This is a genomic window from Microcoleus sp. S13_C3, from assembly GCF_036700905.1.
Taxonomy (GTDB): domain Bacteria; phylum Cyanobacteriota; class Cyanobacteriia; order Cyanobacteriales; family Microcoleaceae; genus Microcoleus.
Window position 1 is genome coordinate 16372 of the sequence record NZ_JAUBPT010000096.1, and the last position, 15492, is coordinate 31863.

Sequence of the window (15492 nt, forward strand, 5' to 3'; positions counted from 1 at the left end):
GGTAGCAGCAGAGTTCGCATAAAACGGGCAAGTTTGATGCGGGGGCAATCCGCACCAATTATCAATAGTAGTAAAGTGCGATGTGATGCACTCTACATATCGTAGAGTGCGCTACCGATTTAGGATTCCGTTGGATTTTCAGGCTCAAAACGAGCGAGTAATTGCGGGCGATCGAGTTCCATACTCAGTCGCGTGATTTCCAGAGGTTCTAGTTGAATCAAAGGCTCGATTATTTGGGCTAGTTCTTCATCAATTTCGCCAAATCTTACTTGTAATATACTCTCAAGAATCTCGCGTTTGCTTTGCTGAATACATTGCTCGATACCTTGCTGAATACCTAGCTGAGTTGCTTCTTCAAGTCGTTGTAAATAGAGTGGTGACAGTTCCATCATTAACTCCCGATTTTCTAGATATATAATAAATAGTAAAGTGATATTTAGCGCCCCCTACATATCGTAGAGCGCGCTGCTGAGTTAGGATTCCGGTTGGTTTGTATCTTCAAAATGAGCTAGTAATTGAGAGCGATCGAGCTGCCTAATTAGTCGCGTGCGATCGAGGGGTTCTAGCTGAATCAAAGGCTCGATTATTTGGGCTAATTCTTCATCAATCTCGCCAAATTTTAGTTGTAGCAGACTCTCAACCATCAGGCGTTGAGCGCGCTGAATACCTTGCTGGATACCTTGCTGAATACCTTGCTGGATACCTTGCTGGATACCGCGCTGAGTTGCATCTTCCAGCCGTTGCAAGTAGAGGGGTGACAGTTCCATAATTAACTCCCTATCTTCTCGATCTATGTCTTGGCGAACTTCTAAAATAGTTCGCAAGTTGTACAACAATTCTAACGCATTCAACCGAAAGACATTATCTGAGGGTAACTCTCTCAATTCGGCAATAGCTTGCTTCTGCACGTTTCCCTTCCCTAAAACTCTCAGCCACAGGGTTTCTGGAGTCCGGGGGAGTTGGTGAATGGCAATAATCGCTGCTTTCAGAGATGGGCCCATAAAATAAACTCCACTTACCCAATTTTCCGGTTCGGGAATCGCTCGAAATCCAGCTAATATCGTGTCGGAAACAGTCGGCGACAGTATCCAAAGTTGGGGCAAGTCTGCCTCTGCAATCCGGGTATTTTCTCTAACTGCCGCGCGTTCAAATTCGCCGTGGATATCGAAGAGTTTGCCCAGACAACTGCGAATTTCTCCGATTTGGACAGGGCTGCGGAAGGGTTCAAATACAGCGGGTTTTGCTGCAATTTGACCCAAAATGCCGAGGGCTGTTGCTTCGACTTCCGGTTCTGCTTTCGGGGAAAATAAAACGTCAACCTGCCTTACTTCTCCAGCGACATCCCGGCTGGTTTCTACATTACCGAGAGGGGTTAATAGTTCTTTCAAATACTGTTTAGCAAATTGGTCGTGGATGAATCTGGTCATGCGATTTTAGATTTTAGATTTTAGATTGTAGATTGTAGATTGAGAATTAGTTACTGGATATGGGTTTTGCGCTTGCCTAAAGTTGCATTGTTTTTTGAATCAGGTCAATCCATTTTAGATTTTAGATTTTAGATTAAAGAATTGAAGCATTGATCCCACGGAGAAATTCGGGGGGCAAGTTTCATCGGATACAGGTTTTTTATTTCTGGACGGATGAATCCGGGGGCTTGTATCCTGGATGCTGTCGGTCATTAGAATGTAATTGCGCGTCATTCAACAAACATGATATCAGGTGCGCCGCAGCGTACCCTACGAATTTTTGCCGCAGCATTTACCCTCACAGTTGCGAATGCTGCGAATACAGCCGTACTCCTCGAAACGTTGACTGTGTTTGCGAACAGTAGGATAGGCAATTAAATATAATGGAATTCCGATTAGTTTGTAAAGCAATCGACCAGCAGCATGAACAATATCCCAAATTTCGCTTAAATTAGGTTCTCGAACAAATTCTCCTATTTCATCTTTTAAGGCAAGCCACTGAGATTGCACAGTAGGAGAGTGACAATTATCAAAGACTGCCATACCTTTTTCGTAGTTTTGCCAAATTTTATTCATATATTTAATCAAATCGGGCTTAGTTCTGATAATATCAGAAGTTGATCTAAAATTACACTCATCCGGTATTTTAAGGAAATCAGCCATGCGACTATCTCAAATGCTTTTTGTTACCCTGCGCGAAGACCCGGCAGAAGCAGAAATTCCTAGCCACAAACTATTACTCCGTGCCGGATACATCCGGCGCATCGGTAGCGGAATTTACGCTTATCTACCTTTAATGTGGCGAGTTCTCAAAAAAGTATCTCAAATTGTGCGCGAAGAAATGGACGCTACCGGCGCTCAAGAATGTCTCCTCCCGCAATTGCAACCGGCCGATTTGTGGCAGGAATCCGGCCGCTGGGACACCTACACTCAAGCTGAAGGTATTATGTTTGCCATGACAGACAGGCAGCAGCGAGAATTGGGACTGGGCCCAACTCACGAAGAAGTAATTACTACAATTGCTAAAGATATGATTCGTTCCTATCGGCAATTGCCTTTACATCTTTATCAAATCCAAACTAAGTTTCGCGATGAAATTCGCCCGCGTTTTGGGTTGATGCGCGGTCGCGAATTCATTATGAAAGATGGCTATTCTTTCCACACTAACGAAGAAAGTTTGAAAAAAACTTATCAGGATATGGCTCAAGCTTATAGCAATATGCTGCGCCGATCGGGCTTGCAATTCCGAGCAGTAGATGCTGATTCGGGAGCAATTGGCGGCTCTGGTTCTCAAGAGTTTATGGTGTTGGCTGAAGCGGGAGAAGATGAAGTTCTTTATACTGAAGATGGTCAGTATGCAGCTAATGTGGAAAAGGCTGTATCGATGCCTGCTGATGCCGAACCGTCGCCCTTTGCAACGTTTGAAAAGCGGGAAACGCCGGGAACTGAAACAATTGAGAAACTTTGCAAATTTTTGAAATGTTCTCCGACGCAAGTTGTCAAAAATGTGCTTTACCAAGCTGTTTACGACAATGGCATGACTGTTTTGGTATTGGTAAGCATTCGCGGCGACCAAGATGTGAATCAGGTAAAGTTGCTGAATGAGTTGACGAAGTTAGCGGGCAATTATCAAGCTAAAACTGTTTTATTTTTGACTGTCCCCGATGCGGAAGCTCAGCGGAAATGGGCGGCTAAATCTTTACCTCTGGGTTATATGGCTCCGGATCTTGCTGATGATTATATCGCCTCCACCCCCCCCCAACCCCCCCTTACCAAGGGGGGGCAAGAAGACTCAAATCCCCCCCTTACCAAGGGGGGGCAAGAAGACTCAAATCCCCCCCTTACCAAGGGGGGGCAAGGGGGGGTATCTCCCAAGTTTTTGCGTTTGGTCGATCGCACCGCAGTTGACCTGACAAACTTTGTTACTGGTTCTAACGAATCAGGATACCACGTTGTCGGGGCTAATTGGGATAAAGAATTTCCCCTACCAGCAACGGTTGTAGGTGTCAGAACAGCCAAAAAGGGCGATCGGGCCGTGCACAACCCGGAACAAACCTTGCAAAGCGCCAGAGGCATCGAAGTCGGCCACATCTTCCAATTAGGAACCAAATACTCCCAAGCAATGGGCGCCACATACACCAGCGAACAAGGCGAAGAAATGCCCTTTGTTATGGGCTGCTACGGCGTCGGCGTGTCGCGGCTAGCTCAATCGGCAGTAGAACAATCCTACGACAAAGACGGGATAATTTGGCCAGTGGCGATCGCCCCGTATCACGCCATCATTAGCATCCCCAATATTTCCGACGCCCAACAAGTAGAAGTCGCCGAAAAACTCTATGCAGAGCTCAACCAATCTGGCATTGAAACCCTACTAGATGACCGCGACGAACGAGCCGGAGTTAAATTCAAAGATGCTGATTTAATCGGCATTCCCTATCGCATTGTTCCGGGCCGTTCGCTGAAAGCAGGCAAAGTTGAAGTCGTGGAAAGAGCAACTCACAAATCACAGGAAATTCTCATTGATGAAGTAAATTCTACTTTAAAACAGTGGATTGAAGCCGCCATCAACTAAGCCTTTTTAATTGGTAAGGTGCGTGCTAGGCGCACCTACATTTAGGCTCCCAATGTGCGCGGTGTACACCCTACATTGCGAGCCTCTTGGGAGCATCTCACTTTTTCAGCCCAGCTAGAAATTGGAGTTGGGAGGCAGGAGACAGGAGACAGGATGCAGGAGGAAAGAGGAAGAAAGAAGGAGCCAGAAGAAGTGTTTTTACAAATATGAGATTCTCCCCCCTCTTCCTTCTTCCTTCTTCCCTCTTCCTGACATCCATTACATCCATTACATCCATTACATCCATTACATCCGTTACATCCGTTACAGAATCCGTTGCCGAACTTCCCTGAGATGTGAAATTCCCTAAAACTTAAAACTCGATATGAATCTGAACCTAAATCAGTTTCTTCGATTCCCTCAATCCCGAATTGGGCGGTACTTAGCCCAAGTAGCTGTCGTTGCTGTCGCTTACGCCGTGGGAGCGAGGCTAGCAATTTCAATTCAAGGTGTTAGTCACTTTGCTGCCTCGGTGTGGCCACCCGCAGGAATTGCACAAGCTGGACTGTTATTGTTTGGGAGTAAAGTCTGGCCTGCCATAGTTTTGGGTACCTTTTTGCTCAATTTGGTTAACCCAAATGAACAGATATTCGTGGTTTGGCTGGGAGGAAACGCCGGGGCGATTCTGCAAGCTGTTTTTGCAGTTACTGCCCTGGGCTGGTTCCGGTTTCGTCCCTCTCTCGATCGATTGAAAGATGTAATTAATTTAATTTTGTTTGGCGGTCTAATTGCTACTCAAATCAGTTGCACTATTGGCGCATTTTCTCTATATTTAGCTGGCAAAATAGAGTGGAGCGAATATTGGTCTACTCGATGGAATTGGTGGTTGGGAGACACAATGGGAGTTTTAATTATAACTCCATTAGTTTTAATATTAACTCGTCCTCAAGTAACCGCAGATAATTTAAAAATACAAACAGAGACCAAGAAAAATTATTTAATTGAGCGGGGAGTATGGTTAATATTATTAATTGGGGTGAGCTGGCTGGTTTTTGAGTCGAAACATCAAGCTTATATTGCTCGTTATCCCCTGGAATATTTGCCGTTTCCTTTGATAATGTGGGCGGCGCTCAAATTCGGTCAGCGAGCCGCTGTTCTAGCATCGTTTATTGTCTCAATAATCGCAATTTTTGGCAGTTCTCATGGAGGGGGGCCCTTCACAGCCAAAGCCGACAATATTAATCAGGCTATCTTATTTTTGCAAGCTTTTATGGCTGTAGTTACAATTACCTCGCTGTTATTGGCAGCGACGGTAGCTGAACGGACAGCAGCGGAGTATTCTTTACGACAGAGCGAAATTAAATATCGAGAATTGGTGGAAAATGCTAACAGCATTATTCTGAAATTGGACGCAGACGGCAATATTACTTTTTTTAACGAATTTGCAGAAAATTTCTTTGGTTACAAGGAGGAAGAAATTCTGGGAAAAAATGCCTTGGGAACCATTATTCCACGGACGGACTGTGCAGGAAATAACTTAGAGTTGGTTTATAGTCAAATTTTACAAAATCCCGATCGCTTTACCAGCTATGAAAATGAAAATATGCGGCGCAGTGGCGATCGCGTTTGGGTATCTTGGGCAAATAAACCGCTGGTTGATTCAGCGGGCAAACTTTTGGGCATCCTCTGCATCGGGACAGATATCACCGATCGCCGAAAAGCTGAAATAGCGTTGCAGAAGCTCAATGAAAAGCTGGAAATCCGAGTTGAAGAGCGGACAAATGCCCTGAAACAAAGCGAACTTCAGCTACAGAAACAGAAATGGGCATTAATTGATTTAGCCAAAAATAAAGCGCTGAATCAAGGCGACTTAACAAAGGCGCTTCAAGAAATAAATGAAACTGCTAGCCGTACTCTGGAAGTTGCCCGATCGAGCGTCTGGCTGTACGATCGCACTAAATCCAAGATCGAGTGCCTGGATTTGTTCGATCGCGCTGTCAACCAGCACTCAGACGGTTTGGAATTAGCAGCAGCAGACTATCCTGTCTATTTCCAAGCACTGCGAGAAGAACGCGCAATTGCTGCCTTTGACGCCCAAAACGATTTTAGAACCCGAGAATTTGCGGAATCTTATCTAATTCCCTTCGGCATCACTTCTATGCTAGATACGCCGATTCAAATAGGCGGAGAAACAGCAGGAGTTCTCTGTTTAGAACACGTAGGAAGGCTCCGCTATTGGACGATTGAAGAACAAAGTTTTGCTGTTTCTCTAGCAGACTCTGTAACTTTCGCAATGGAAGCGCGAGAACGCCAGCGGGCTGAAGAAGCACTGCGGCAAGCTGAAGAAAAATACCGCAGCATCTTTGAAAATGCGATAGTCGGCATTTTTCAAACTACCCCCGATGGGGAATATCTCAGCGCCAATCCTGCTTTGCTTCGCATTTACGGTTACAGTTCGCGCGAGGAATTGGTCGGCACATTAACTGATATTAGCCAACAACTTTATGTTGACCCAGAACGCCGCGCCGAAGTTGTCCGCTTAATAGAAGAACAAGGCAAAGTATCGGATTTGGAATCTCAAATTTACCGCCGAGATGGCAGCATAATTTGGATTTCCGAAAATACTTATACCGTGCGCGATTCCTACGGAAATTTGCTTTATTACGAAGGTACTGTTCAAGATATCACAACTCGCAAACAAGCTGAGGCAGCTTTGCGCTTAGAACAAGAAAAATCTGACCGTCTCCTACTCAACGTTTTACCGCAACCGATCGCCGAAAGATTAAAACACGACCAAAGCATCATTGCCGATACTTTTTCCGAAGTAACAGTATTGTTTGCAGATATAGTCGGTTTTACCCAAATTAGTTCCCAAATTTCTCCGTCGGAATTAGTTTCCTTGCTTAACGATATTTTTTCCACATTCGATCGCCTAGCAGAAAAGCACGGATTGGAGAAAATCAAGACCATTGGCGACGCCTACATGGTAGTAGGAGGGCTGCCCATGCCCCGCAGCGATCATGCAGAGGCGATCGCCCAAATGGCCCTCGATATGCAGCAGGCAATTACTAACTTCAGTCATACCCACAATCAAGATTTTAGCATCAGAATTGGCATTAACACCGGGCCGGTTGTCGCCGGAGTAATCGGTATTAAAAAATTTATTTACGATTTATGGGGAGACACCGTTAACACCGCTTCCCGCATGGAATCTCACGGCTTGCCGGGGTGCATTCAAGTCACGTCTGCAATTTATGATATATTGCAGGACAAGTATGTATTTGAAAGTCGCGGCGCGATCGAAGTTAAAGGCAAAGGCGAGATGAACACTTATTTTCTTACCGACATCAAGTTATAGCATCAGGAAGAATGAAGAAGGAAGAAGTAATATAAGAAGTCATGTTTCAGAATTAAGCATTTCCTAATCTTCGGGCGCGGTTGCTATAGTTAGTTAAAAATATAACACTCTGTATGATTCCCCAAAAAAATCAGTTTCTGCGATTTCCTCAATCTAGAACTTGGCAATACTTAGCAAAAATAGCTGCCATTGCTTTTGCTTACGCTTTGGGAGCAAAAATCGCAGTTTCAATCCCCGGCGTAAATAAATTAGGTACGTGCGTCTGGCCACCCGCAGGAATTGCACAAGCTGCACTTTTATTGTTCGGGCGGCCGGTGTGGCCGGGAATAGCTTTAGGCGTATTTTTTTACGAGAGTATTAATCTAAATATCTCCATAATAAGTGCAATAATTAGTGCTTTTTGTGCTTGTTTACAAGCTTTGTGTGCATTTACTTTGTTGCATAAACTCAAGTTTCGCCCGTCACTAAATCGGCTGATAGATGTAGTCAATTTAGTTGTCAGCGGTGCTGTGGTTGCCACTCAAATCAACTGCACTCTCGGCACGCTACGCTTCTGTGTAACTGGTTTAGTTGACTGGAGCGAATATTGGCACGTTAGATGGAATTGGTATCTCGGAGATACATTAGGAGTTTTAATTTTTACTCCCCTGCTGTTGATTATATACAACCATAAACAAGCGCCAATCCCGTCACCAAATACAGATTTTCCAACTATTTTGAATCGCATTAGTGCCGGAATCTGCCTGCTGTTATTAGTAACAGTCAGTTGGCTAGTATACAACTCAAAAAGTGAAGGTAATCTCTCCGGTTATCCCCTCGAATACTTGCCATTTCCCTTAGTAATTTGGGCAACCATTCAATTCGGTCAGGGCGGGGGGATTTTAGCATCTTTCATCGTATCCAGTATCGCAATTTGGGGCGGTTCTCAGGGAGGCGGCCCCTTTGTTGCCAAAGCGGAAAATATAAATCAGGCAATCTTATTTTTGCAGGCTTTTATGAGCGTAATTGTAGTTACATCGCTGCTGTTGGCCGCCACTGTAGCCGAACGCGCCTCAGCAGAGGATTCGCTGCGCCAAAGCGAAATTAAGTATCGGGAATTAGTTGAAAATGCTAACAGCATTATTTTAAAAATAGATAGGGCAGGAAATATTACTTTTTTTAACGAATTTGCACAGAAGTTTTTTGGTTACGATGAAAAAGAGATAATTGGCAAAAACGCCGTGGGAACAATTATTCCCCAGACAGATACAACAGGAAATGATTTGGCAGCAAAGTTGAGAGATATTTTGCAAAACCCAGAACAATATACGCGAAATGAAAATGAAAGTATCCGGCGCAGCGGCGATCGCGTTTGGGTATCCTGGGCAAATAAACCGCTGTTTGACGCGGCAGGAAAGTTCGCGGGAATGCTGGCAATCGGTACGGATATCACAGACCGCAGGCGGGCTGAAATGGCTCTTTACAAGCTGAATGAAGAGTTAGAATTTCGAGTGAAAGAACGAACTAATGCTCTGAATGATACTTTAAGTGCACTGCGAGTTCAACAGGAACAATCTGAACGCTTGTTGTTGAATATTTTGCCTGAAGAAATAGCAAATCGGTTGAAGCGAGGAGACAGTACGATCGCAGATACTTTTGCTGACGTTACTGTCTTGTTTGCGGACATAGTAGGCTTTACTCAATTGAGTTCGCGAGTTTCTCCAACGCAATTAGTAGCCTTGCTGAATGACATCTTTTCGACCTTCGACAACCTAGCAGAAAGGCACGGTTTGGAAAAAATTAAGACGATTGGCGACGCTTACATGGTAGTAGGAGGGCTGCCAATTCCTCGCCCGGATCACGCAGAAGCGATCGCAGAAATGGCGATCGATATGCTGCAGGCAATTACTGACTTCAGCAATATCCACAATCAAGATTTCAGCATCAGAATCGGCATCAACACTGGCCCGGTTGTTGCCGGAGTTATTGGAATTAAAAAATTTATTTACGATTTGTGGGGAGATACCGTTAACACTGCTTCCCGGATGGAATCTCACGGCAAGCCAGGGAGTATTCAGGTAACAGAAACAACTTATCAGGAATTGCGAGAAAAGTATTTCTTTGAAAACCGCGGCGCGATCGAAGTTAAAGGCAAAGGCGAGATGACTACTTATTTACTGCAAGGCAGAAAGTTGCTTTATACTGACATCTTGCAGCAATATCAATAAGAGGATTTTTCGTGGGGTCGGGCGGGTTTATAGAACCTATTTGCAAGCTTTAAGGCTGTTGGCGAACCCGCCCCTACCGCTAATTGAGAATGGTGCAAGATATCAGTTTATACCAATTTAATGTGAAGTTGCACATATCTCGATCCCCCTCGCATACCCCCTACTCCCCCTGGTTGTTGGGGAGTAGGGGTTGACTTTGATGGGAATCTTGTCCCCCCCTCCGGCGGGGGGCGCCAGGGTGATCGGATTCTACGGGGCCTCATAAAAAATTGGTATTGTAAAACTTCATTAAGTTTCTCGTCAAAGATAGTCAGGAGTAGTATATGCTGACTGATCAGAAGGATTTGGACTGCCCAAGCAACCGCTTTCAACGCGGCATGAATTTACGAGCCACACCTATCACTCATCCAGCTAGCCGATTGGCAAACACATCCACAGAGGTTTGTACAAAACCGCAGATGGTTTGTTAATTAATGCGCTCCGTGAATGGGTATTACACGATCGTGGCAAAAGCACTCCCAAAAGCATTGAGCAATGGGATAGGGATCTGCGTAGCTGGGCCAATGCGGGTCAATCCGCTCAAAGTAAAAGTGAAGGGGGAGGGGCCGAAGGCCTCCCATGTCATTTAATAGATGACTATACTTTTACCAGCTATTAGTAAAGGTTTTTCTCTAAAAGTAAGGGCGATCGCACTCTCAAGCGTGCGATCGCCCTCATTTTAATTTAGCCAAGTTTTTTAAAGCTTGTACAGGTTAATTCCAGCTTCCTTCGCCATGATTTCCAAACCCTTGTGTTGCAAGGTTTTAATTGCCTTTGTAGAAAGGTGCAATCTTACCCAGCGCTTCTCCTGTGGCCACCAAACCCGCTTCCACTGCAAATTGGCGTCTTGCAATTTGTGAGTGCGGTGGTGCGAGTGAGAAACTGCAAAACCGTTATTCGCCTTCTTCCCCGTTAGCTGACATTTCCGTGACATACTTCCCTCCAGATTACCGTTTTTTGCGTGCAGCATTTCATTATACCCGAAGGAAGAAGGAAGAAGGAAGAAGGAACAAGGAAGAAGGAACAAGGAAGAAGGCTTGACTTATCCCTTTACCCATAGAAATAGACTGATACTTTTAATTCAGACAATCCCCGACAATCGGCGAAAATCTGAATATAGCACACTCATCAGATACGTCTGAGAGTATGGTGGTATCCCACAAAGCTTTAAGGAAAATCCCTAAAGCGCTACTCAAACTGGGTGTTTTCTAACCACAGTTGGGGCAGTGAAAAATTTTAGAGCCACCTAACTTTTATGGCTCTCACCGTATTTTGCACAAATTTTGGAGGTGTATTCTTCACTGGTTTTGACCAACCTCGAACCGCAAGGATTACAGAGATGCTCTCAAGCGAAAGCTTGAGAGAAGTGAGAGAAAGTCCAAGTCATCATTACTGATGGTTTTATGCAGGCTACTTCAGTCTACACCAATTGTCATGAGTATTATCTAAAAGTCTAGGAAAATATCATCCTAGCAATTGCTCTTACTCCCCCCCTTAGCAAGGGGGGGTTGGGGGGGTAATTACATTGCACGTTCAGTCAATTTTGTCAAGACTTGATTCGATCGCTTCATTATATAGCAACAGCGCAGAACCCCCTAGCCCCCCTTGTTAAGCAGGGGACAAAAAACACCGATCGCCGGCTCAGCAATAGAAATCAACTCTTGCTCCCCCCCTTAGCAATAGAAATCAACTCTTGCTCCCCCCCTTAGCAAGGGGGGGTTGGGGGGGGTAATTACATGGCACGTTCAGTCAATTTTGTCAAGACTTGATTCGATCGCTCGACAAAATCCTTCATCCCTTCAGCATCGAAACCCTTCTGGGCCATCAAAGCCAAGTCGTAAACGTGGTGACAAATCATACTCGCCAACTGGGCCGACGGAGACTCGCCGCCACCTTGAATAATCGCACCCTGACTCAAACTCGCCAGATTTTGAATCAGCGGGTGAGAGGTATTCACCAGCAAAACGTGGTCTTCGGGGAATTCGGCCGCTTGCTGCTGCAAAAGCGCCGTCATGTCGCGCATCCGGCGCAAAGCTTCCGGCAAAAGTACGATCGCAGGTGGCGTCGCCTCCGCAGAGTCAGACTTCAAAGCTTCTGTGCGAATGTTCACTTTCGGCTTATTGAGAGCTTTTTGGAACATTTCCTTAACTTGTTCGCTGCGAGTTTTATTCGTCGCCGGATCGACAATTTCCGCTTCTTTCTCTTTGTCAATTAGCGTTTCGTCGATGTCGGAATCAACCCGCGAGAATTTGACATCTGAGTGTTCTCGTTCCAAGAAGCTGATAAAGTGCGTGTCGATGAAAGAATCCATAAACAGCACTTCTAAACCTTGGCTTTTGTGCATAGCAACGTAAGTTGCTTGAGACGCAGGATCTGTACAATAAAACACCCGATTTTCGTGGCGTTTTTGATTGCGTTCCAAATACTCTTTCAGCGTCGTGTAAGGCTGCGTGGAAGTAGAATTTTCCGACTTCGGAGTGACATCTTGCCACAAATCTCCTTCCTCAGTTTGCACCTGAACTTCGGGCGTTACACTTTCTGGCTTCTCGGCTGTTGGTTCGTAGGTGCTGCGGTAGATTAAGATATCTTCGACTTGCTTTTTGAACTTGTCATCGTTGAGAGTTCCAAACTTGACAAAAGTGCCGATATCTTGCCAGCAGCGGATGTATTCGTCACGGTCGTCCCGGTAGAGTTCTTTCAGGCGATCGCCTACTTTTTTGGCAATATAATCAGCGATTCTCCGCACAGTGCGATTGCTTTGCAAAGAACTGCGAGAAACGTTCAGGGGAATATCGGTACTGTCAATAACTCCCCGCAGCGGCATCAAGAATTTAGGGATAATTTCTTCGCAGTGGTCGCTGACAAAAACCTGGTTGCAGAATAGCTTAATATTGCCTTGGGTAACATCGACATCCGGCCGCAGTTTTGGAAAGAAAAGAATCCCGTTGACAATAAAAGGATAATCTGTATTCAGGTGTACCCACAGCAGCGGCTCGTCTTGGAACGGGTAAAGGTAGCGGTAAAGTTCTAAGTAATCTTCTTTTTGCAAATTGCTGGCTGATTCCCGCCAAATTGCTTTGTGCTTGTTGAGTTCCTCACCCTCAAATTTGATGGGAACTGGCATGAAATCGCAGTAAGTTTTGATTAACTGCTTAATGCGACTGGGCTCTACATATTCTTGTTCTTCATCTTGGAGAGTAAGAGTAATAGTAGTGCCGCGTTCCGTGCGGGAAGATTCTGATAGTTCAAAAGCGGGAGATCCGTCGCAAGACCAGTGTACTGCTTGGGAGCCTTCTTTGTAAGAAAGAGTATCAATGTCTACTTTCTTCGCCACCATGAAAGAAGAGTAGAAACCTAGGCCGAAGTGACCGATAATTGCGTCGTCGCCGCTGCCTTGGTATTTTTCAATAAATTCTTCTGCGCTGGAGAAAGCGACTTGGTTGATGTATTTTTTTACCTCGTCGGCGGTCATGCCGATGCCGTTATCGGAAATTGAGAGGGTGTTGTTTTCTTTGTCGATCGCTATGTTGATTTGCGGTTCGCCCACCTCGCCGCTGTATTCGCCGGAACGAGAAACCATTTTGAGTTTGGCAATGGCATCGACGGCGTTAGAAATTAGTTCCCGCAAGAAGACTTCGTGGTCAGTGTATAGCGACTTCTTGATAATCGGGAAAATATTTTCGGTATGGATTGAGATTGTTCCCTGTTCTAAAACTGTCATAATTTTTCGCTAGGTATTTGTCGGTAATGAACCGTGATTAGTCATTGGTCATTGGTCATTGGTCATTAGTTCTTAATTGTTAGCCGAGCTGAATTTTCCTGTTATACGTTGTTAGCTGCTAACTACTAACTACTAACTACTGACTACTGACTACTGACTACTGACTGAGGACTAATGACTATTTAATGATTTTCGGCGATCGTGCTCTCTTCTGCCAAAGGGATTACCCTAAAAAGATGATTCGGTTTCCCTCACCATAATTGAGCGAGAAGCCATTGGCTTACATCATGGGGAGGAACGCGGCGGCGGTTTCAACCGCCCTCAATATGCTAGAATTAAATTGCAAGTAAGAATAACCATGTACGTGAAGAAGTGTTTTATTAAGGAGAAACCCCGCTCGTTATCTCGTCTCGGCATGACCGTAGCCTGGGTAAACAAGTAATGGTGAACATGGAGCGTACCTATCTGGCGTTGTGATGGACTCCGAAAGTAAAACAAAAGTAAGCGCAATTGCAATACCTCTGGTAATGGTAGTTGTTTTGAGCGTGTAGAGGTGATTTGTCAGCACCTGTAAGACCTCCATTATAGTCTTATGAATCCCCGTCTATGAAATGGCTGGGGAGATGTCAAATAGTAGCTCACAAAGGCAACCGCAGCAGGAAAGTAGCGCCTTGCCCCAATTCGCTGCGGGCGCTGAGGCTGCCACGATGTGCCCGGGCGATGGTTTGGGCGATCGCCAATCCCAGTCCCGAACCGCCGGTATGGCGCGATCGATCGCTGTTGACTCGGTAGAATCGATCGAATATTCGCTCTAAATCTGCAGCCGCGATCCCCATACCGGTATCTTGCACCTGAACGATCGCCTCTTGGTGGCTGCAATCTAAAATAACTGTTACTTTCCCGCCCGCCGGAGTGTATTGAATGGCATTAACAATTAAATTAGCAACTAAGCGATAAAGTTGGTCGGAATTGCCGACAACATTTAATTGCTGCGGCACTCGCACTTCGGATGTTAACTCTACCTTAGAAGCGATCGCCAAAGCTGCCAATTCCTCTACTAAATCGCTAACAAGGTCATTCAAACAACACAATTGAGGGCGATCGCGTATCACTTGATTATCCATGCGAGCCAGTAGCAGCAAATCAGCCACTAACTGAGTTAATCGTCGGTTTTGGCGCTCTACAGTTCGCAAAATTTCCCGCGCCTCTTTTTCATCCAATTGAGGCGTCAACAGCGCTGATTCTACTGTCGCCTGCGAAGCCGCTAAAGGCGTCCGCAATTCGTGAGCAGCATCCGCTGTAAACTGTTGGATTTGTCGGTAGGAAGAATAAATGGGTTTCATGGCTAATCCTGCCAATAACCAACTAGCAAAGCCTATCAAAATCAATGCTGTAGGCAATCCTAATTTTAAAACCCATTTCACTGTACTGAGATAATCATTAAAGTCTTGTAGGCTCCGGCCAACTTGAAAATATCCCCAATCTTGCTGTGTTTGGGTGTGGAGCGCTACAGAAATTTGGTGAAAAACATTACCTTTAGTATCAGTTATCGTTTGCCAGTATTGGGAGTTGAATTCGGCTGGTAATTCTTCTGGATAAGCACCGGCGGTAGCAATTAATTTCCCCGACTCATCAAATAAACGAATATAGTAATAGCCTTGGTTGATAGCGCTTAAAATATGGCGGCTTGGCAACTGTTCTTTAATGCCTTTAACTCCCATTAGGCGGAGGTTGGGCAACAGCTCATTGACTATTGGTTCTAGGCGTCCGGGCTGCTGCAATTTTGTTTCTAGGCTGTCGTGTAGCGTCCCCGCTACCGATTCTAATTCGCGGTCTATGGCTACCCAGTGAGCGTGGGCGATCGCCTTATATACGCCCAATCCCAGCAAGCTTAAAATCAAACCCATTACTGCTGCATAGGAAAGAGCTAATTGCCAGCGAGTTCGGTTAAAGAGTTTATTTTGATTCACATTGATTCGAGCGCTCTTTTTTAAGGTAAATATCCCAAGGTAAATAATACATTATTTTCTAATTGTACCAAGATTTCTGGATTAACTTCACCAATTTTATTTCGGGTAGTAATAAATATGTAGTGATTAGATATTTATTGGCTCAAAACATAGTTGTAATGATGGATAAAATACCAAATA

The 15492-nt window shown here is 45.0% G+C and carries 9 protein-coding genes; 3 read left to right on the plus strand and 6 right to left on the minus strand.

All coding sequences use genetic code 11. The features are described 5' to 3' along the window. Positions 1 to 119: 119 nt before the first annotated feature. The 3 genes from QUA16_RS23450 to QUA16_RS23460 form a co-directional block, all read right to left on the minus strand. Positions 120 to 392: a hypothetical protein gene (locus tag QUA16_RS23450; protein WP_445299832.1), complete on the minus strand. Its 273-nt coding sequence runs from the start codon at positions 390 to 392 to the stop codon at positions 120 to 122. A gap of 81 nt (positions 393 to 473) precedes the next feature. Continuing rightward, complete coding sequence (locus QUA16_RS23455) at positions 474 to 1427, minus strand: hypothetical protein (RefSeq protein ID WP_333106906.1); 954 nt, start codon at positions 1425 to 1427, stop codon at positions 474 to 476. 309 nt (positions 1428 to 1736) lie between these two features. Next, positions 1737 to 2042 carry a hypothetical protein gene (locus QUA16_RS23460; protein WP_333106907.1) on the minus strand — a complete coding sequence of 102 codons (306 nt, stop codon included), beginning with the start codon at positions 2040 to 2042 and terminating at the stop codon, positions 1737 to 1739. Positions 2043 to 2127: 85 nt separating this feature from the next. Between QUA16_RS23460 and proS the strand changes: the two genes are divergently transcribed. From proS to QUA16_RS23475, 3 genes are all read left to right on the plus strand, one after another. Then, positions 2128 to 4038, plus strand: a complete 1911-nt coding sequence (gene proS / locus QUA16_RS23465; protein ID WP_333106909.1) for a proline--tRNA ligase — start codon at positions 2128 to 2130, stop codon at positions 4036 to 4038. A gap of 364 nt (positions 4039 to 4402) precedes the next feature. After that, a complete protein-coding gene (locus tag QUA16_RS23470) occupies positions 4403 to 7375 on the plus strand; it encodes an adenylate/guanylate cyclase domain-containing protein (RefSeq protein ID WP_333106910.1) in 2973 nt (990 codons plus the stop codon). 113 nt (positions 7376 to 7488) lie between these two features. Further along, entirely contained in the window at positions 7489 to 9582 is a 2094-nt protein-coding gene (locus QUA16_RS23475) for an adenylate/guanylate cyclase domain-containing protein (RefSeq protein WP_333106911.1), read from the plus strand. A gap of 736 nt (positions 9583 to 10318) precedes the next feature. On the opposite strand, the gene rpmB is transcribed toward QUA16_RS23475, so the two are convergent. From rpmB to rppB, 3 genes are all read right to left on the minus strand, one after another. After that, positions 10319 to 10555: a 50S ribosomal protein L28 gene (gene rpmB, locus QUA16_RS23480; protein ID WP_006634309.1), complete on the minus strand. Its 237-nt coding sequence runs from the start codon at positions 10553 to 10555 to the stop codon at positions 10319 to 10321. A 798-nt stretch (positions 10556 to 11353) separates the two neighbouring features. Beyond that, positions 11354 to 13342 carry a molecular chaperone HtpG gene (gene htpG, locus QUA16_RS23485; RefSeq protein ID WP_333109429.1) on the minus strand — a complete coding sequence of 663 codons (1989 nt, stop codon included), beginning with the start codon at positions 13340 to 13342 and terminating at the stop codon, positions 11354 to 11356. A gap of 638 nt (positions 13343 to 13980) precedes the next feature. Then, positions 13981 to 15312 carry a two-component system sensor histidine kinase RppB gene (gene rppB, locus QUA16_RS23490; RefSeq protein ID WP_333109431.1) on the minus strand — a complete coding sequence of 444 codons (1332 nt, stop codon included), beginning with the start codon at positions 15310 to 15312 and terminating at the stop codon, positions 13981 to 13983. Positions 15313 to 15492: the final 180 nt, after the last annotated feature.

Excerpts from the sequence above, each read along its gene's own strand:
- rpmB (WP_006634309.1), bottom strand. The coding sequence starts at position 10,555 with ATGTCACGGAAATGTCAGCTAACGGGGAAGAAGGCGAATAACGGTTTT.
- QUA16_RS23470 (WP_333106910.1), top strand. The coding sequence starts at position 4,403 with ATGAATCTGAACCTAAATCAGTTTCTTCGATTCCCTCAATCCCGAATT.
- QUA16_RS23455 (WP_333106906.1), bottom strand. The coding sequence starts at position 1,427 with ATGACCAGATTCATCCACGACCAATTTGCTAAACAGTATTTGAAAGAA.
- QUA16_RS23450 (WP_445299832.1), bottom strand. The coding sequence starts at position 392 with ATGATGGAACTGTCACCACTCTATTTACAACGACTTGAAGAAGCAACT.
- htpG (WP_333109429.1), bottom strand. The coding sequence starts at position 13,342 with ATGACAGTTTTAGAACAGGGAACAATCTCAATCCATACCGAAAATATT.
- QUA16_RS23460 (WP_333106907.1), bottom strand. The coding sequence starts at position 2,042 with ATGAATAAAATTTGGCAAAACTACGAAAAAGGTATGGCAGTCTTTGAT.
- proS (WP_333106909.1), top strand. The coding sequence starts at position 2,128 with ATGCGACTATCTCAAATGCTTTTTGTTACCCTGCGCGAAGACCCGGCA.
- QUA16_RS23475 (WP_333106911.1), top strand. The coding sequence starts at position 7,489 with ATGATTCCCCAAAAAAATCAGTTTCTGCGATTTCCTCAATCTAGAACT.